16 protein-coding genes are annotated in these 16,467 nt (G+C 71.4%); 10 read left to right on the top strand and 6 right to left on the bottom strand.

Going from position 1 to position 16,467, the window contains the following annotated elements; all coding sequences use genetic code 11:
- Positions 1 to 2: 2 nt before the first annotated feature.
- Complete coding sequence (locus tag ACGFZA_RS02630; protein WP_393676657.1) at positions 3 to 1,529, bottom strand: MFS transporter; 1,527 nt, start codon at positions 1,527 to 1,529, stop codon at positions 3 to 5.
- A 139-nt stretch (positions 1,530 to 1,668) separates the two neighbouring features.
- Positions 1,669 to 2,370, bottom strand: coding sequence for a hemolysin III family protein (locus tag ACGFZA_RS02635; RefSeq protein WP_385281962.1), 702 nt, complete (start codon positions 2,368 to 2,370; stop codon positions 1,669 to 1,671).
- 211 nt (positions 2,371 to 2,581) lie between these two features.
- On the opposite strand from ACGFZA_RS02635, the gene ACGFZA_RS02640 reads away from it, so the two are divergent.
- From ACGFZA_RS02640 to ACGFZA_RS02650, 3 genes are all read left to right on the top strand, one after another.
- A complete protein-coding gene (locus ACGFZA_RS02640; RefSeq protein WP_393676660.1) occupies positions 2,582 to 4,408 on the top strand; it encodes a phosphoenolpyruvate carboxykinase (GTP) in 1,827 nt (608 codons plus the stop codon).
- Positions 4,409 to 4,670: 262 nt separating this feature from the next.
- Positions 4,671 to 4,823: a hypothetical protein gene (locus ACGFZA_RS02645; protein WP_393676662.1), complete on the top strand. Its 153-nt coding sequence runs from the start codon at positions 4,671 to 4,673 to the stop codon at positions 4,821 to 4,823.
- A gap of 98 nt (positions 4,824 to 4,921) precedes the next feature.
- Entirely contained in the window at positions 4,922 to 7,087 is a 2,166-nt protein-coding gene (locus ACGFZA_RS02650; RefSeq protein WP_393676664.1) for an isopeptide-forming domain-containing fimbrial protein, read from the top strand.
- A 96-nt stretch (positions 7,088 to 7,183) separates the two neighbouring features.
- On the opposite strand, the gene ACGFZA_RS02655 is transcribed toward ACGFZA_RS02650, so the two are convergent.
- The 3 genes from ACGFZA_RS02655 to ACGFZA_RS02665 form a co-directional block, all read right to left on the bottom strand.
- On the bottom strand, positions 7,184 to 7,600 hold the full coding sequence (locus ACGFZA_RS02655) for a hypothetical protein (protein ID WP_393676666.1): 417 nt from the start codon (positions 7,598 to 7,600) through the stop codon (positions 7,184 to 7,186).
- A gap of 101 nt (positions 7,601 to 7,701) precedes the next feature.
- Entirely contained in the window at positions 7,702 to 8,913 is a 1,212-nt protein-coding gene (locus ACGFZA_RS02660) for a pyridoxal phosphate-dependent aminotransferase (RefSeq protein ID WP_393676668.1), read from the bottom strand.
- A 226-nt stretch (positions 8,914 to 9,139) separates the two neighbouring features.
- Positions 9,140 to 9,976, bottom strand: a complete 837-nt coding sequence (locus ACGFZA_RS02665) for an arylamine N-acetyltransferase (RefSeq protein WP_393676670.1) — start codon at positions 9,974 to 9,976, stop codon at positions 9,140 to 9,142.
- Positions 9,977 to 10,245: 269 nt separating this feature from the next.
- On the opposite strand from ACGFZA_RS02665, the gene ACGFZA_RS02670 reads away from it, so the two are divergent.
- Positions 10,246 to 10,587, top strand: a complete 342-nt coding sequence (locus ACGFZA_RS02670) for a hypothetical protein (protein ID WP_385281942.1) — start codon at positions 10,246 to 10,248, stop codon at positions 10,585 to 10,587.
- Positions 10,588 to 10,823: 236 nt separating this feature from the next.
- Here the strand turns inward: ACGFZA_RS02670 and ACGFZA_RS02675 are convergent, their stop codons facing one another.
- On the bottom strand, positions 10,824 to 11,036 hold the full coding sequence (locus ACGFZA_RS02675; RefSeq protein WP_393676672.1) for a DUF4287 domain-containing protein: 213 nt from the start codon (positions 11,034 to 11,036) through the stop codon (positions 10,824 to 10,826).
- A gap of 84 nt (positions 11,037 to 11,120) precedes the next feature.
- On the opposite strand from ACGFZA_RS02675, the gene ACGFZA_RS02680 reads away from it, so the two are divergent.
- From ACGFZA_RS02680 to ACGFZA_RS02705, 6 genes are all read left to right on the top strand, one after another.
- Positions 11,121 to 11,819 carry a methyltransferase domain-containing protein gene (locus ACGFZA_RS02680; RefSeq protein ID WP_393676674.1) on the top strand — a complete coding sequence of 233 codons (699 nt, stop codon included), beginning with the start codon at positions 11,121 to 11,123 and terminating at the stop codon, positions 11,817 to 11,819.
- Positions 11,816 to 12,673 (top strand): DUF3626 domain-containing protein, encoded by an 858-nt coding sequence (locus ACGFZA_RS02685; RefSeq protein WP_393676676.1) that lies wholly within the window; start codon positions 11,816 to 11,818, stop codon positions 12,671 to 12,673. The genes ACGFZA_RS02680 and ACGFZA_RS02685 overlap by 4 nt, the downstream gene beginning before the upstream one ends.
- An 86-nt stretch (positions 12,674 to 12,759) precedes the next feature.
- Positions 12,760 to 13,629: a GyrI-like domain-containing protein gene (locus tag ACGFZA_RS02690; RefSeq protein WP_393676678.1), complete on the top strand. Its 870-nt coding sequence runs from the start codon at positions 12,760 to 12,762 to the stop codon at positions 13,627 to 13,629.
- 193 nt (positions 13,630 to 13,822) lie between these two features.
- Positions 13,823 to 14,659, top strand: a complete 837-nt coding sequence (locus tag ACGFZA_RS02695; RefSeq protein ID WP_393676680.1) for a CPBP family intramembrane glutamic endopeptidase — start codon at positions 13,823 to 13,825, stop codon at positions 14,657 to 14,659.
- On the top strand, positions 14,656 to 15,810 hold the full coding sequence (locus ACGFZA_RS02700) for a sensor histidine kinase (protein WP_393676682.1): 1,155 nt from the start codon (positions 14,656 to 14,658) through the stop codon (positions 15,808 to 15,810). The genes ACGFZA_RS02695 and ACGFZA_RS02700 overlap by 4 nt, the downstream gene beginning before the upstream one ends.
- On the top strand, positions 15,807 to 16,466 hold the full coding sequence (locus ACGFZA_RS02705) for a response regulator (protein WP_385281924.1): 660 nt from the start codon (positions 15,807 to 15,809) through the stop codon (positions 16,464 to 16,466). The genes ACGFZA_RS02700 and ACGFZA_RS02705 overlap by 4 nt, the downstream gene beginning before the upstream one ends.
- Position 16,467: the final 1 nt, after the last annotated feature.

The following is a 16,467-nucleotide window of genomic DNA, read 5'->3' on the forward strand; positions in this document are numbered from 1 at the left end:
TGTCAGGCATCGACGGGGGCGGCGGCCACGTCCGCGGACTCCTCGCACTCCGCGGGCCGCCGGTCCGCCGTGGTCAGGAACGCCCCGACCAGCAGCGCGCTGACCAGCGCGGTCGCACCGATGACGAGCAGGACCAGGCTCATCCCGTGCACGTACGCCGCGTCGGCGGAGTCCGCGAGCCGCTGCGCCCCGAGCCGCGCGGCGACGGCGTGGGCGGCGACGACGGAGTCCCCGGCCGTGTCCGAGGCGGCCGCCGGTACGCCCGTGGTGTCGAGCCGGCCGCTGTAGGCACCGGCGAGCAGGCTGCCCAGCAGGGCGATCCCGAGCGCGCTGCCCGTCTGCCGCACGGTCATCAGCAGCCCGGACCCGCTGCCCGCCCGGTCGGCGGGCAGGGCACCGAGGGCCGCGTCCATGGCGGGGACGACGGCGAAGCCGAAGCCGACCCCGGCGACGGAGAGCCACAGCGCGGTGAAGCCGTAGCCGCTGTCGACCGTCGTACGGCTGCCGAGCAGCGCGGCGAAGGCGAGCACGACGAGTCCGGCCGACATCGTGGCGCGGGCCCCGAACCGTTCGGTGACCGGGGCTCCGGCCTTCGCGGCGATGATCAGCCCGCCCATCATGGGCAGCATCCGCAGGCCCGTACCGAAGGCGTCGTGTCCCAGGACGGCCTGGAGGTAGCCGGGCAGGATGAACATCAGCCCCGCCATCACGAACATCACGAGTGTGGCGGCGAGCGTGCTGAGCAGGAACGGCCGTTGCCGCAGCAGGGACATGTCGAGCATCGGGCGGACGGCCTGGCGTTCCCGTACGACGAGTGCGGCGAGCAGCAGCGCGCCGGCGGCCAGCACGGCGAGCACGAGCGGATCGTCCCAGCCGCGGCCCGGCGCCTCGATGATCGCGTAGATGAGGGCGCCGAGGCCGGTCGCCGTCAGTGCGGTGGAGACGATGTCGACCCTCGGCGACGCGGGGTCCCGGGTCTCGGGGAGCAGGAACACGCAGGCGGTGATGCCGATGCCGACCATGGGCACGTTGACCAGGAAGATCGAGCCCCACCAGAAGTGGTCGAGGAGCCAGCCGCCGAGGATCGGGCCGAGCGGCATGCCGAGCGCGGAGGCGGCCGAGACGATGCCGATGGCCTTGATCCGGTCCTGGGGCTCACCGAACAACGAGGGCAGGACGGCCATGGCGAGCGGCATGACGAGCGCGCCGCCGACGCCCATGACGCAGCGGGCGGCGATCACGGTGGGCACGCCGTCGGCGAGTGTGCCGGCGACCGAGCCGGCCAGAAAGACGGCGAGGCCGGTGATGAGCATCCGCCGACGTCCGAACCGGTCGCCGAGCAGGCCCGCCGGAAGCATCAGGGCGGCGAACACGACGACGTACGCGTCGGCCATCCACTGCTGTTCACCGGTGGTGGCGCCGAGATCTCCCGCCATCGTCGGCAGCGCCACATTGAGGATCGTCATGTCGAAGCCGAGGACGAGCATGCTCGCCACCAGCGCGCCCAGGGCCCACCAGCGTCGGTTCATGGCCTACTCCTTTGAGAGTTGCAGTCAAGTGATAGTAACTCTCAAAAGATGGTGAGTGTCAATGTTGCGCCGTCTCCGGGTCCGGACATGCGAAAGGGCCGCGGCTCGGAAGCCGCGGCCCTGATCGAGGGGGGAGTGCTCAGTTGTGGTTGTACGCCACCAGCGAGATGCCGACGTAGTGGACGACGAAGGCGGCCAGGGTCAGCGAGTGGAAGACCTCGTGGAAGCCGAAGAAGCGCGGTGACGGGTTCGGCCGCTTGATGCCGTAGATGACGCCGCCGGCGCTGTAGAGCAGCCCGCCGACGACGACGAGCACCAGCACCGCGATCCCGCCGGTGCGCATGAAGTCCGGCAGGAAGAAGACCGCCGCCCAGCCCATCGCGATGTAGCAGGGGGTGTAGAGCCAGCGCGGGGCGCCGACCCAGAAGACCCGGAAGGCGATGCCCGCGACCGCCGCCGCCCAGACCGCCCACAGCAGCGGGGTCCCGGTGGACTCGGGGAGCAGGAGCAGGGTCAGCGGGGTGTAGGTGCCCGCGATGATCAGGAAGATGTTCGCGTGGTCGAGCCTGCGCAGTACGGCCTCGCCGCGCGGTCCCCAGGTCCCCCGGTGGTAGACCGCGCTCACACCGAAGAGCAGGCACGCGCTCACGATGTAGATCGCGCAGGCGATCCGGCCGCGGGTGCTGTCCGCCAGCGCGATGAGCACGATGCCCGCTATCAGGACGGCCGGGAACATCCCCGCGTGCAGCCAGCCGCGCATGCGTGGCTTCAGCTCCGCATCGACGATTCCGGCTGGTTCCAGCCCGGCGGGTTCGGGTGTGGCGGCGGGGGCGGCAGTCATTCCCGCATCGTACCTACGCATCCGTAGGTATCGAATACGAGTGGCGATGCTCACGTGGGCGGCCCCCTGGACATATGGGCGGAACGGTCGGATGATCAAATGAGTGCGGTCGGCACCGGATGAGCGCCAGGGAATTCGAAGGGGTAGAAGCATCCGGGTCGCAGCCCCCACGGGGCACCTACCAGACAGACACCCTCATCAAGGAGCGATCGTGGCGCGCGACATCGCGGCTCCCCTCACTGTTCCCACCAACCACCAGGAGCTCGTCTCCTGGGTCGACGAGATCGCAGCCCTCACCGAACCGGACCGGGTCGTCTGGTGCGACGGCTCCGAGGCCGAGTACGAGCGCCTGTGCGGGGAGCTCGTCACCAAGGGCACGTTCACCAAGCTCGACGAGATCAAGCGCCCGAACTCCTACTACGCCGCCTCCGACCCGAGCGATGTCGCGCGCGTCGAGACCCGGACGTTCATCTGCTCCGCCGAGGAGGAGGACGCCGGTCCGACGAACCACTGGAAGGACCCCGCCGAGATGCGGGAGATCTTCGTGGGGGACAAGGGCGTCTTCCGCGGCTCCATGCGCGGCCGCACCCTGTACGTCGTGCCCTTCTGTATGGGCCCCGTCGGCTCGCCGCTCTCCGCGATCGGCGTCGAGATCACCGACTCCGCGTACGTCGCCGTCTCGATGCGCACCATGACGCGGATGGGGCAGGCCGTCCTCGACGAGCTCGGCACCGACGGCTTCTTCGTCAAGGCCGTCCACACGCTCGGCGCACCCCTGGAGGAGGGCCAGGAGGACGTCCCGTGGCCCTGCAACTCCACCAAGTACATCTCGCACTTCCCCGAGGACCGCGAGATCTGGTCCTACGGCTCCGGCTACGGCGGCAACGCCCTGCTCGGCAAGAAGTGCTACGCGCTGCGCATCGCCTCCGTCATGGCGCGCGACGAGGGCTGGCTCGCCGAGCACATGCTGATCCTCAAGCTCACGCCGCCGCGCGGTGAGTCGAAGTACGTGGCGGCAGCCTTCCCCTCCGCCTGCGGCAAGACCAACCTCGCCATGCTGGAGCCCACGATCTCCGGCTGGACCGTCGAGACCATCGGCGACGACATCGCCTGGATGCGGTTCGGCGAGGACGGCCGCCTCTACGCGATCAACCCCGAGGCCGGCTTCTTCGGCGTCGCGCCCGGCACCGGAGAGCACACCAACGCCAACGCCATGAAGACGATGTGGGGCAACTCCGTCTTCACCAACGTCGCGCTCACCGACGACGGCGACGTCTGGTGGGAGGGCATGACCGAGGAGCTCCCGAAGCACCTCACCGACTGGAAGGGCAACGACTGGACCCCCGAGTCCGGTACGCCCGCCGCCCACCCCAACGCCCGCTTCACCGTCCCGGCCGGACAGTGCCCGATCATCGCGCCCGAGTGGGAGGACCCGAAGGGCGTGCCGATCTCGGCCATCCTCTTCGGCGGCCGCCGCGCCTCGGCCGTCCCGCTGGTCACCGAGTCCTTCAACTGGCAGCACGGCGTCTTCCTCGGAGCCAACGTCGCCTCCGAGAAGACCGCCGCCGCCGAGGGCAAGGTCGGCGAGCTGCGCCGCGACCCGTTCGCCATGCTGCCGTTCTGCGGCTACAACATGGGCGACTACATGAACCACTGGCTCAAGGTCGGTGCGGACAAGCCGGACCAGTCGAAGCTCCCGAAGATCTACTACGTGAACTGGTTCCGCAAGAACGAGGCGGGCAAGTTCGTCTGGCCCGGCTTCGGTGAGAACAGCCGCGTGCTGAAGTGGATCGTCGAGCGCCTGGAGGGCAAGGCCGAGGGCGTCGAGACCCCGATCGGCATCCTGCCGGCCAAGGGCTCCATCGACACCGACGGCCTGGACCTCTCCGAGTCCGACCTGGACTTCCTGCTCAAGGTCGACAAGGAGGTCTGGCGCGAGGAGGCGGCGCTGGTCCCCGAGCACCTCAACACCTTCGGCGACCACACGCCGAAGGAACTGTGGGACGAGTACCGGGCCCTGGTCCAGCGCCTGGGCTGATCCCGCCCTTCGAGCTCCGCGGCCCGGCTCCCGACATCCGCCCTGACCTGTGGGGTCAAAGGCCTGCCGCGGTGGGGACGTGCACGAACACGGCCCTGGCCCCCGGAACCGGCATGCGGTTCCGGGGGCCGCCCCATTTTTCCGGGGAGGCGGTTGCCGCGCGTGGGCGGCCGGTCCTGTTCGTCGTCAGGTCGTGACCGGCCGGAGCTGTCTGAGGCAGGGGCCCCGGCCTAGTGCGAGCAGTGCGGCGGGGAGGCGCACCGTGATCTTCGAGGACCTGGCGGTGGGTGCCACGGTGACCAGGGAGATCACCGGGCCGGTTCCGGTGCGGGGCCGCCCGCAGTGCGTGGTCGCCGACGTGACGTTCCTGTCGACCGCCCCGGCCGCCCGGACGTCCGCCCCGGCCGCGCCCTGATCCGGACGCCCGCGGAGGCCGCCGCCATTCGGTCGCCGTTGCGGCGTGTCGGTGACGTGCGCAACTAGGAGTCTGCACGGTATTTTTAACGTAATGTCATGAAAAGATATGAACGTCTGCGGCGTGCTCCAGTGCTTGCCGTCACGGCGTCCGCCGGGACGGCCCTGGGTCTGCTCCTGACCGCGGCGCCGACCGCCGCCGCGCCGCCCTCGCCGAGGGCGGCCGAATCGGTGCTGCTCGACGAGACCTTCACCGGCACCTCGGTGACCGACCCCGGCTTCATGCCCTTGGACAACGCCTGTCTGACCGGCGCCTCGGACGAACCGCCCGCCGACGAGTCCCAGGTCGGACCGTGCGACGACCCCGCCACCCAGACGACTCCGCCCGTGCCCACTCCGGGAGAGACGCCGGGCTGGCTCCAGCTCACCGACCACGACTACTACCGGGTCGGCGGGATGCTCTACAACCGGCCACTGCCCGGCAACGGCGGCCTCGACGTCACCTTCGAGCAGTACCAGTACGGCACCAACGACTCCGGCGCCGACGGCATCGGATTCTTCCTGGTGGACGGCTCGGTGGACCTGACGAAGGCGGGCGCGAACGGCGGCTCCCTCGGGTACGCCCAGCGCAACCTGGAGCCGGGGGTCGACGGCGGCTATCTGGGTGTCGGCCTCGACGCGTACGGCAACTTCGCCAACGACGCGGAACTGCGCGGTAACGGCTGTCCCGACGCGCAGAAGTCCCCGGTCACCAGCGGTCTCCCGGTGACGGACACCGTCACCCTGCGGGGCCCCGGGCAGGGCGACGACGGCTACTGCTACCTCGACTCCACCATCGAACCGGACGACACCCAGGCATCGGGGTTCCGCTCCACGCTGCCCGGCAGCCTCCGCTACCAGGGCACCGATCCGCTGCCCGCCAAGCGCACGGTGCACATCACGGTCAGCCCGGACACCCGGCCGACCGTGGACGTCGAGATCGACTTCAACGACGGCGCCGGTTTCCAGCCCGTGCTGTCGACGCAGATGACGGCCGACGCGCCGCCCACGTACAAGTTCGGCTTCTCCGGGTCCACCGGAGGCAGTATCGACACCCACCTGATCCGCGGCCTCCAGGCGGGCTCGGTCACCACCCTCGACCAGCTGAACCTGGTCAAGACGGTGGCGCCCCCGGACAACGCGGCGACCGAGCCGTTCGAGGTCGGTGACACGGTGCATTACCAGTTCCTGGTCACCAACACCGGCACCTCGGAGCTCACCGACGTCCATGTCGTCGATCCGTCCGTGACCGACGCGACCTGCCCGGGAGACACTCTCGGGCCGATGGGTTCGAGCACCTCGTCCATGGTGTGCGAGGGCACCCATGTCCTGACCGAGGAGGACGTCGCGGGCACGGACACCTTCACCAACACCGCGAAGGCGCAGGGTGACCACGCCGGCGACGACGTGACCTCGAACGACTCCTCCGCCTCCGTGCCCGTCAAGGAGAAGGAGCAGGTGCTGGAGATCTCCAAGAGCGCCGATCCGCAGACCGCGGAACAGGGCGACACGGTCACCTACACCATCACGGCGGCCAACACGGGTGAGACCACGCTGAGCCCCGCCCACCTCACCGACGACCTGTCCGGGGTGCTCGACGACGCGGCCGTCACGGCCGGTCCCACCGCGAGCACCGGCACGGCACAGGTCACCGGCAACACGCTCGACTGGTCCGGGAACCTGGCCCCGGGCGACACCGCGACGATCACCTACACGGTGACGGTCGACGACCCCGACACCGGCGACGCGGTGCTCCGCAACTCCGTGACCTCGGACACCCCGGGTGCGCGTTGTGCGACGGTCGGGGAGCCCGACCTCCCCTGCGAGGTGGAGGTACCGGTCACCATCCCGAGCCCGACCCCCACTCCGACGCCGACGTGGACGCATTCGCCGCGTCCGACGCCGACGTGGACGCATTCGCCGCGTCCGACGCCGACGTGGACGCATTCGCCGCGTCCGACGCCGACGTGGACGCATTCCCCGCGTCCCACGCCGACGTGGACCCGTTCGCCGAGCCCGAGCCCGACTCCGACCTCCACGGAGACGCACTCGGACGGACCCACCTGGAGCCCCGGGCCGCATCCCACGCACCCCGGGAAGCCGGGCCGGCCGGGTGACCTCGCCGACACGGGCAGTACCACCGTGGGGATCGGCATCGCGGCAGCGCTGTTGCTGCTGGCCGGCTTCGCCATGGTCCGCTTCCGGACCACGCGCGGCAGGCACTGACGTACGGCGCGGCCGGTCCCGCATCACCTGCGGAACCGGCCGCGCACATGGGTGGCACCCGGTCCACGCGCCTCGAAGGCCCGTGGACCGGGGCCGTCAGAGGGCGCCGACCAGCCGCGGCGGTGCGGCGGGGGATTCGGCGGCGGCGGCGGAGACCGCTGCGGTGTGGGCGTCCATACGCTCGGCCGAGAGGATCGCGACCACGGTGTCGGCGCGGGACGCCGCCACCACCAGGGCCCGGCCCGCGAGGGCGTGGGCGCGGCGGTGAAGGGCGGTCGCGGGCGCGTCGCTCAGGCCGGCGTGCCGGGCGGGCGGGGCGCCGCGCAGCCGGGCGACCTGCTCGGCGATACGGTCGCCCGCCTCGCCCAGACCCAGCTCGTCGGTGACCGCGAGCAGCGCTGCCAAATGCCCGGCCAGCTGGATGTCCAGCTCGTCCTCGCGGGAGCGGTGCGGGAAGTCGGCGGCATGGTCGGCCGGTGTGTGGACCGATTTGGTGCGGATCGGTTCGTACATGGATGGCCTCCTGGTGGTGCTGTGGGAACCATCCTAGCTTGGATTCAGTCTAAAGTTGTCTTTCTTCGAAACAATGGTTGTCCACGATGCCCGAGGCCGGGTCAGACCTGCGCGTAGCCGTCCAGGAAGCGGGCGATCCGGCCGATCGCGTCCGTCAGGTCCTTCGCCGAGGGCAGCGTCACGACCCGGAAGTGATCGGGCTCCGGCCAGTTGAACCCCGTCCCCTGCACCACCATGATCTTCTCGGCCCGCAGCAGGTCGAGGACCATCTGCCGGTCGTCCTTGATCTTGTAGACCTTGGGGTCGAGGCGGGGGAAGAGGTACAGCGCCCCCCTCGGCTTCACGCAGGTCACACCCGGAATCTGTGTCAGCAGGTCGTACGCCACGTCCCGCTGCTCCAGGATCCGGCCGCCGGGCAGCACCAGGTCGTTGATCGACTGCCGCCCGCCGAGCGCGGTGGCCACGGCGTGCTGCGACGGCATGTTGGCGCACAGCCGCATGTTGGCCAGGATCGTCAGCCCCTCGATGTACGAGGAGGCGTGCGCCTTCGGCCCGCAGACCGCCATCCAGCCCGAGCGGTATCCGGCCACCCGGTAGTTCTTCGACAGCCCGTTGAAGGTGAGCACCATCAGGTCGGGTGCGATCGCGGCCGTCGGGGTGTGCGTCGCTCCGTCGTACAGGATCCGGTCGTAGATCTCGTCCGAGCAGACCACCAGGTTGTGGCGCCGGGCGATCTCCGTCAGCCCGCGCAGCATCTCGTCGTCGTACACCGCACCCGTCGGATTGTTCGGGTTGATGATGACGAGGGCCTTGGTGCGGTCGGTGATCTTCCGCTCGATGTCGGCCAGGTCCGGCATCCAGTCCGACTGCTCGTCGCACCGGTAGTGCACGGCCGTGCCGCCGGCGAGTGAGACGGACGCCGTCCACAGCGGATAGTCCGGAGACGGTACGAGCACCTCGTCGCCGTCGTCGAGCAGCGCCTGCATGGACATCTGGATCAGCTCGGAGACGCCGTTGCCCAGGTAGACGTCCTCGACGTCGAGGTCGATGCCCTTGGTCTGGTAGTGCTGCATCACCGCCCGCCGCGCGGACAGCAGTCCCTTCGCATCGCCGTAACCGTGCGCCCCGGAGAGGTTGCGCAGGATGTCTTCGAGGATCTCGGGCGGGCACTCGAAACCGAACGCGGCAGGGTTGCCGGTGTTCAGCTTGAGGATGCGATGCCCTGCTGCTTCCAGCCGCATCGCTTCCTCGAGCACGGGGCCCCGGATTTCGTAACAGACGTTGGCGAGCTTCGTGGACTGGATGACCTGCATGTCAGCGAGCTTACGACTGTGTTTCGCGGGCCGCCCGGGCTTTCGCCACAGGTTGACCCGCCCGGGCCCACCCGCCCGTCCGTCCGGGGCTTCCATCGGCATGTGCCCGCCTCCCCGCACCGTCGGAACGCCGGTCGGGAGCGGGGCGCGGCTTGGAATGGGGTGGCGCGGGGACGTGACGGACGGGAACGGGTGAGATGCGCCACGGAGGCGTACGCGGGCGGGCTCACTCCGGCAGGCGGGCGCCCTCCGGGAGCCTGACGGCGAAGAGGCCGGCCAGGACACGTTCCACCTCGGCGCGGTCCGCCAGAGTCCGTTCCTCCCGGGCCCCGCCGTCGGCCGGCGTCACGGTGAGGGCGCGGCCCGCGAGGGCCAGATGGGCGTCCTCAGTGGTGCGCTGGACGTACAGCCGGTGCGCGAAGGGTGAGCGCGGGTTCGTCGCGATGTGCCAGTTGATGACCTCGAAGTCGGGCGCCTCGAACGGCTCCACCGTGAACGCGTACTGCGCCTGCCACTCCCCGTCACCCGCCCTGGCCTGCAACTGCCACAGCTCCAGCGGCCCGTCGTGCGGCGGGTGGACGAGCCGGTGACGGCGCGGGGCGTCGTGCAGCTCGGCGTCCGCGACCAGGCCGATCGGCTCCAGCAGTGAGCCGATGGCCCCGAACCCGACATCCGCGAGATACGGGTCCGGCTCACCCTCCACCCGGACCAGCATCAGCATGTGGGTGCGGGGCCGGACGTCACCGGGGGCCGCACCCAGCTGGACCCGGGCGGCCAGCAGTGTGACCTCGAAGCCGAGCGCCCGCAGCGCGGCGGCGAGCAAGGAGTTGTGCTCGTAGCAGTAACCGCCGCGCCCGCCGCGGACGAGCTTCGCCTCCAGGGCCGGCAGGTCGAGCGAGGGGACGGTGCCGAGGACGGGGTCCACGTTCTCGAACGGGATACCGAGGGCGTGCGCGCGGTGCACGGAGCGCAGCACGGCGGCGGTGGGACGGCGCTCCCCGCTCCAGCCGATCCGGGTGAGGTAGGCGTCGAGGTCCAGTGCCGGAGCGGCTTCGCGAGTCATGCCCCGACAGTAACGACCTGGTGTGCGAGAGGGAGCGGGCTCCCGGCGTCGTGCGGCTCCGCCTCCCGCGTCGGCGCCGGTCGACCCCGCCCCGCGCCGCTTGCCTCCTCCGCCCTGGATACGGAGCCGCACGATGCCGCTCGCCGATCCACTCGCTCTCGCGCACCAGGTCGTCATCGCGCCCGGCCGGCGGGCGCCGCAGGGGGCATGAACCTCTGAAGTAGCTCAATCCGGGTGAGGGCCGGGGTGCGGCGGGGGACGCTGACCGCATGATCGGAAACGGGAAGAAGGACATGGCCGTGATCGTGATCCGCGACGCGGAGGGCATCACCGCCGCGCTCCGGCAGGCGCGGGAGCACGCGAGCGACGAGGAGCGCCCCGGTCTGGAGCGCGCCCTCGCACTGGCCCTCGCCGAGGCCGGCGTGCCGGACGCGGAGCTGCGCGGCCGCTGGGCGGGGCGCCGGATCAGGGCGTCCGGGCACGACGGCCCGCTCGACTCCGTGGCCGCGGTCAAGGCGCTGCGTACCGCCGAGCCGGGGCTGAGCCTGCGGCAGGCGGTGCAGTTGTCGCGGGACGCGGTGGCGGCCGACGTGGTGGCGGATGCCGGCTGAGGGTGCCGGACCGGGCGGTGTGCCGCGCCGGTCGGTGCGGTCCGCCGAGCCGGGGCCGAGCCTGCGGCAAGCGGTGCAAGCGGTGCAAGCGGTGCAAGCGGTGCAAGCGGTGCAAGCGGTGCAAGCGGTGCAAGCGGTGCGGTTGTCGCGGGAAGCGGCGGACCCGGCGGAGACCGGGGCTCCGGTCACGGCTGCCCCGCCGGGTCGTCGGCCCGGCTCCGCCCGTACGGGGCCCGCTACGCGGTCTTGTCCTCGGCGAGGGTGTGGGCCACCAAGGCGTTGGCATGGCCGTGCCCCATCGCGTACTCGGACTTGAGCCAGTTCACGAGCTCCATGTGCTTGGTCAGCGGCGAGGCGCGGATGAGGTCCTTCCACTCCGCGACCGGGCGGCCGTACTTCTGCTCGATCGACGGGAAGTAATGTGCGGGGCCCTTCACTGCATCGCTCATGACGAAAGTCTGGCAGCCGGGTGTGACAACCGCCCCCCGATAACAGCATGACGGGCCGGCGGCCCCCGCCGTAGGGTCCCGGCCATGGACTGGCAGGCGTGGCACCACGCGTACGATTCCCCCGATTCATGGCTGACACGACGGCTGCACGCCGTCCAGGACCGGATCCGGGACGCGCTGGACGCCGCGCCGCGCGGCCCGCTGCGGGTGGCCAGCATGTGTGCCGGGCAGGGGCGCGACCTCGTCGAGGTGCTGGCGGACCACCCCCGGCGCGACGACGTACGGGCCCGGCTGGTGGAACTCGACCCCGGAAACACGGCGTACGCAGCGGAGTCGGCCCGCCGGGCAGGCCTGTCGCAGGTGGAGGTGGTGACGGGCGACGCCTCGCTGACCGACCACTACCTCGACCTGGCTCCGGCCGATCTCATCCTGATCTGCGGCGTGTTCGGCAATATCGTCGACGCCGACATCGAGCGCACCGTCGACGCCTGCACCCGGTTGTGCCGGACGGGCGGCACGGTCGTCTGGACGCGCAACCGCCACGCGCCCGACCGGGTGCCGGTGGTCTGCGACTGGTTCGAGGAGCGCGGCTTCGAGCGGCTGTGGGTGTCCGATCCGGACGCGGGCTTCGGCGTCGGCGCGCACCGCTTCACGGGCGGGACGGGCGAGGAGGGCGAACTGGCCGCCGGCCGGCGGATGTTCGACTTCGTCGGCTACGACGTACTCAAGGCGGCAGAGGCAGGGGCAGGGGCAGGGGCGGGCAGCCGGGGAGCGGGGGCGTGACGACGCGGACCGGCGTGACCTCCTCGCCCCCGACCCGGGCCCTGCGCCATGTCGCCTCCCTGTCGTCGGGAGAGCCCCTCGACCCGTCGCTGCGGCTGACGCTGAACCTCCACCCCGACCGCGAGACGGGCGGTCTGCCGATCCTGGAAGCCCTGGCGCGGGACGGCGTCTACCACTCGCAGTTCGTGACGGGCACCAGCAACGGCGGCCTCACCGGGCACCCCGGCGGCGACCGGTGGCGCTGGGAGAGCAGGATCTTCGGCGGGGCCTACGACGACGCCCCGGCCGAGGAACGGCCGGTGTACGGGGCGCTGGACTTCCGCCGGTCCGCCGTCGGCGCGGCCCCCCGGTTCGGCTCGGCGCACCTCAGGCTCACCGCCGACGCCATGGCGCGTGCCACCTTCTGCTATCCGGACAGCGCCGCCGAACCCGCCGACTTCGGCGTCGCGGCCGGGATGCACCTCATCGAGCTGGCCGAGTCCGACGACCAGGACGCGCTGGACGACTACATCGAGGCCCAGATCCACGGACCGGTCCTGCTGGACCGGCACGTCGAGGCCCTCGTCCTCGACCCCTGCTACCGGGGCACCCCGGTGGAGGCGGCGGCCCGCGCCCTGCCGTTCCGTACCGAATGGCACGCCGGATTCCGGCTGACCGTCGAGGAGCTGCGCCGGCACGGCGACTACCGGGGCGAGGAGTTCGTCGTCCTCGGGGCGGAGATCGCCGAGGACGGCGTCCTCGACCCGCGGATCATCGGTGACGCCGCCCGCGCAGACCGCCACGACCTCCAGTCCCTGAAGAGGGTCTGGCACTGCCTGGCACGCTTCGGCGCCCCGGCGGTCCCGCCCCGCTGACGTACCCGACCGGGCCGGGCACAGGATGTCGGGTGGGGCAGGGTGGTTCCTTCCTACCGTGGTGGACGAAGAGGAAGGAGGCCCGGGTGCTGGAGCGGCTGAACGAGGCCATGGACCACATCGAGCTCCGTCTCGACGGCCGCGTCGAGGCCGCCGAGCTGGCCAGGATCGCGATGACCTCGGAGTACCACCTGCGGCGGATGTTCTCCGCGCTCGCCGGGATCCCGCTCTCGGAGTACATCCGGCGCAGGCGGCTCACGGTCGCGGGCGCCGAGGTGCTGGCCGGCGAGCGGACGCTGCTGGATGTCGCGGTGCGGTACGGCTACGCCTCGGGCGAGGCGTTCGCCCGTGCGTTCCGTGCCATGCACGGCATCGGTCCGGGCGAGGCCAGACGCACGGGGGCCACTCTGCGCTCCCAGCCCCGGATGTCCTTCCGCCTCGTCGTCGAAGGGACCAGCAGCATGCGCTACCGGATCGTGGAGAAGGAAGAGTTCCGTGTGGTGGGCAGGAAGGCACGCGTTCCGCTGGTACACGAAGGGGCCAACCCGGCCATTGCCGCGTTCATCCGGAGCATCGACAAGGAGACCGTCGAGCGCATCCGCGGCCTGTCCGACCAGGAGCCGGAGGGGATCGTCCAGGTGAGTGACGACCTCGACGAGAGCCGGGCCGAGGGAACCGAACTGGACTACTACCACGCGGTGGTGAGCTCCGGGCCTGTCCCCGAGGACATGGACGCGCTCCCCGTGACGGCCGGCATCTGGGCCGTCTTCGACAGCTCGGGCGCCTTCCCGCAGGCGCTCCAGCATCTGTGGCGTGACGTCTTCACGGAGTGGTTCCCGTCCAATCCGTACCGGAGCCGCCCGGGACCGGAGATCCTGCGGGTCCACGTCTCGCCCGACGGCGCGCGGGCGGAAGCGCAGTTGTGGATTCCGGTGGAGCGGGGCACGGCGGCCTGAGGCGCCGGCGCGGGCGCCGCGGTGCCGAACGGGCGTCAGCGCACGGCGCGTTGAGGACCTCGCGGGGGCGGCTTGTCCCCCGTGCGAGCTACGGGCAGGTGTCCACTGTGCGGTGACGACTCCTGGCCGCCGGATCCGTAGCGTCGAAGCGAAGCCGCGGCGCACCGTCCGCGGGTGTCGCTGAGGAGTTCTCATGAGAGTGGTCTGGCAGCTCGCCGCCGTGGCAGCGGTCGCGATGACCGGCGGTCAGTGCGTCGCCGCGGTGGACGGTAATCCGTGGCTGACGCTGATACTCGGCCTTCTGACGGCGGTGCTCGCCGTGCCGGTCTACCGGTGGGTGGTGGGGCGGACCGAACGCCGCCCGGTCACCGAACTGTCCCCGGAGGGCGCGGGGGCGGGTACCGGCCGTGGAGTGCTGATCGGCCTCGTCCTGTTCGGGGCGGTCATCGCGAACATCGCCCTCCTCGGCCACTACGAGGTCGACGGGCTGGGAACCGTCACGGGGGCGGTGGGGCTGATCGGCTTCATGGCCGCCGCCGCGGTGACCGAGGAACTGCTGTTCCGCGGCGTGCTGTTCCGGCTCGTCGAGGAGCGCGCGGGCACCTGGATCGCGTTGACCCTGACGGGCGCGCTGTTCGGTCTGGCGCACCTGTCCAACCCGGACGCCGACCTGTGGGGCGCCGTCGCCATCGCCATCGAGGCCGGCGGCATGCTCGCCGCCGCGTACGCGGCCACCCGCACGCTGTGGCTGCCCATCGGCGTGCACTTCGGATGGAACTTCGCCGCGTCCGGCATCTTCAGTACGGAGGTCTCGGGCAACGACACCCAGCAGGGGCTCCTGGACGCCGCCACCTCGGGCCCGCGGCTGATCACCGGCGGCGCCTTCGGTCCCGAAGGCAGCGTGTACTCGGTGGCGTTCGGAGTGGTGCTGACCGGAGTGTTCATGTGGCTGGCCCACCGGCGCGGCCATGTGGTCCCCCGTCGCCGACGGGCCGGCCGGAGCGAGACCGCGACTACAGTCTCCCGGTGACCAGTCTTCCGCGCCTCCCCGAACAGTGGCGCCGGCTCGACGTCGCCCTGCGCGATCTTCCGCTCGGGCTGCTGCTCCTCGCGGCGTCGCTCGTGCCCGTGCTCCACAGCCGGGGTACGCAGTTCGGCGGGATGCCCACCCACTCCTTCGACGCCCCGGCGGCCGTGGCCGGGGCCCTCGAATGCCTCCCGCTCGCCGCGCGCAGGCGGTGGCCGGTGGTCTGTGTCGCCCTGGTGTCCCTCGGCTTCGCCCTGGACCAACTCCGGGGCTACCACCTGGTCGCGGGCGCCGCGCTCCCCATCGCCCTGCTGAGCGCGGGCTCCCATCTGGAGCGGCACCGGCGGGCCGTCGTGCTCGTGCTCTCCGCGGCGTACGTGCCGCTGTCGCTCGTGCTCCTGAGGTTCGGGACGGGCGAACCGCCGATCGAGTTCGTGACGTTCTACCTGATGCTGGCCTTCGCCTGGGGCGCCGGCGCCTGGCTGCGGGCAACCCGCGCGGCCGAGGCCGAGCGCCGCAGCCGCGTCGCCGAGGACACGCGCGCCGCCGAGCGCACCCGCATCGCCCGGGAGCTGCACGATGTCGTGACCCATCACGTCACGGCGATGGTCGTGCAGGCCGAGGCGGCACGCTATCTGACCGCCGCGCCCGAACGCCTCGACCAGACCCTGACCACCGTCAGCGACACCGGCCGCCGGGCCATCACCGACCTGCGGCATCTGCTCGACCTCCTCAACCCCGATCACGGCGCCGGGGCCAGGAAGCCGGCCGTCGGCGGGCTGCTCCCGCTGGTGGAGCAGACCCGCCGGGCCGGGCAGACCGTCGAGTTCACCGAGGAGGGCACTCCGGCGGAGTCGACCGGCAGTGCCGACCTCGTGGCCTACCGGGTGGTGCAGGAATCGCTGACCAACGCCCTCAAATACGCTCAGGGAAGCCCCACTTCGGTCCGGGTGCGGCACAGTGAAACGGAGATCCACGTGGAGGTGAGGACCGACGGTCCGGGCTCCCGGGCCCGGGTGCCGGGCGGCAGCGGGCGGGGCCTCGCCGGTCTGCGCGAGCGGGTCGGCGTCCTGGGCGGCGAGTTCAGCGCCGGCCCGCACCCGGGCGGCGGCTTCGTCGTACGGGCCCGCATACCCGCGGGGAGTTCCGCATGAGCGCGCCGATCCGGGTCCTGGTCTGCGACGACCAGATCCTGGTCCGCACCGGGCTGGCCACGATCATCGACGCCCAGCCCGACCTCGAAGTGGCGGGCGAGTGCGGGGACGGGCGCACCGCCGTCGACATGGCCGGCCGGCTGCGCCCGGACGTCGTGGTGATGGACATCCGGATGCCGGTGCTCGACGGCATCGAGGCCACCCGGCTGCTGGCCGGTGCCGGGGTGCCGCACCCCGCCAAGGTGCTCGTGGTGACCACGTTCAATCTGGACGAGTACGTCTACGAGGCGCTGCGCGCCGGGGCGAGCGGCTTCCTGCTCAAGGACGCGCCGCCGGCCCATCTGCTGCACGGAATCCGGACCGTGCAGACGGGCGCCGCGCTGCTGGACCCGGAGGTGACACGCCGGCTCGTGGGCCGGTACGCCGCCCGGATCCGGCCGACCGGCGACACCCCGCACGACATCCCGCTGACCCCGCGTGAGCGGGAGGTCCTGTGCCTCATCGCGGACGGCTTCTCCAACAGCGAGATCGCCGCGACCCTCCTGATCAGCCAGGAGACCGTCAAGACGTTCGTGTCGCGCATCCTCGCCAAACTCGGGCTCCGCGACCGCGTCCAGGCGGTCGTCTACGCCTACCGGCAGGGCCTGGTGACCTGAA

The organism is Streptomyces sp. NPDC048211, from assembly GCF_043202315.1.
GTDB lineage: Bacteria > Actinomycetota > Actinomycetes > Streptomycetales > Streptomycetaceae > Streptomyces.

Excerpts from the sequence above, each read along its gene's own strand:
- ACGFZA_RS02650 (WP_393676664.1), top strand. The coding sequence starts at position 4,922 with ATGAAAAGATATGAACGTCTGCGGCGTGCTCCAGTGCTTGCCGTCACG.
- ACGFZA_RS02695 (WP_393676680.1), top strand. The coding sequence starts at position 13,823 with ATGAGAGTGGTCTGGCAGCTCGCCGCCGTGGCAGCGGTCGCGATGACC.
- ACGFZA_RS02675 (WP_393676672.1), bottom strand. The coding sequence starts at position 11,036 with ATGAGCGATGCAGTGAAGGGCCCCGCACATTACTTCCCGTCGATCGAG.
- ACGFZA_RS02655 (WP_393676666.1), bottom strand. The coding sequence starts at position 7,600 with ATGTACGAACCGATCCGCACCAAATCGGTCCACACACCGGCCGACCAT.
- ACGFZA_RS02635 (WP_385281962.1), bottom strand. The coding sequence starts at position 2,370 with ATGACTGCCGCCCCCGCCGCCACACCCGAACCCGCCGGGCTGGAACCA.
- ACGFZA_RS02665 (WP_393676670.1), bottom strand. The coding sequence starts at position 9,976 with ATGACTCGCGAAGCCGCTCCGGCACTGGACCTCGACGCCTACCTCACC.
- ACGFZA_RS02670 (WP_385281942.1), top strand. The coding sequence starts at position 10,246 with ATGATCGGAAACGGGAAGAAGGACATGGCCGTGATCGTGATCCGCGAC.
- ACGFZA_RS02705 (WP_385281924.1), top strand. The coding sequence starts at position 15,807 with ATGAGCGCGCCGATCCGGGTCCTGGTCTGCGACGACCAGATCCTGGTC.
- ACGFZA_RS02630 (WP_393676657.1), bottom strand. The coding sequence starts at position 1,529 with ATGAACCGACGCTGGTGGGCCCTGGGCGCGCTGGTGGCGAGCATGCTC.
- ACGFZA_RS02680 (WP_393676674.1), top strand. The coding sequence starts at position 11,121 with ATGGACTGGCAGGCGTGGCACCACGCGTACGATTCCCCCGATTCATGG.
- ACGFZA_RS02660 (WP_393676668.1), bottom strand. The coding sequence starts at position 8,913 with ATGCAGGTCATCCAGTCCACGAAGCTCGCCAACGTCTGTTACGAAATC.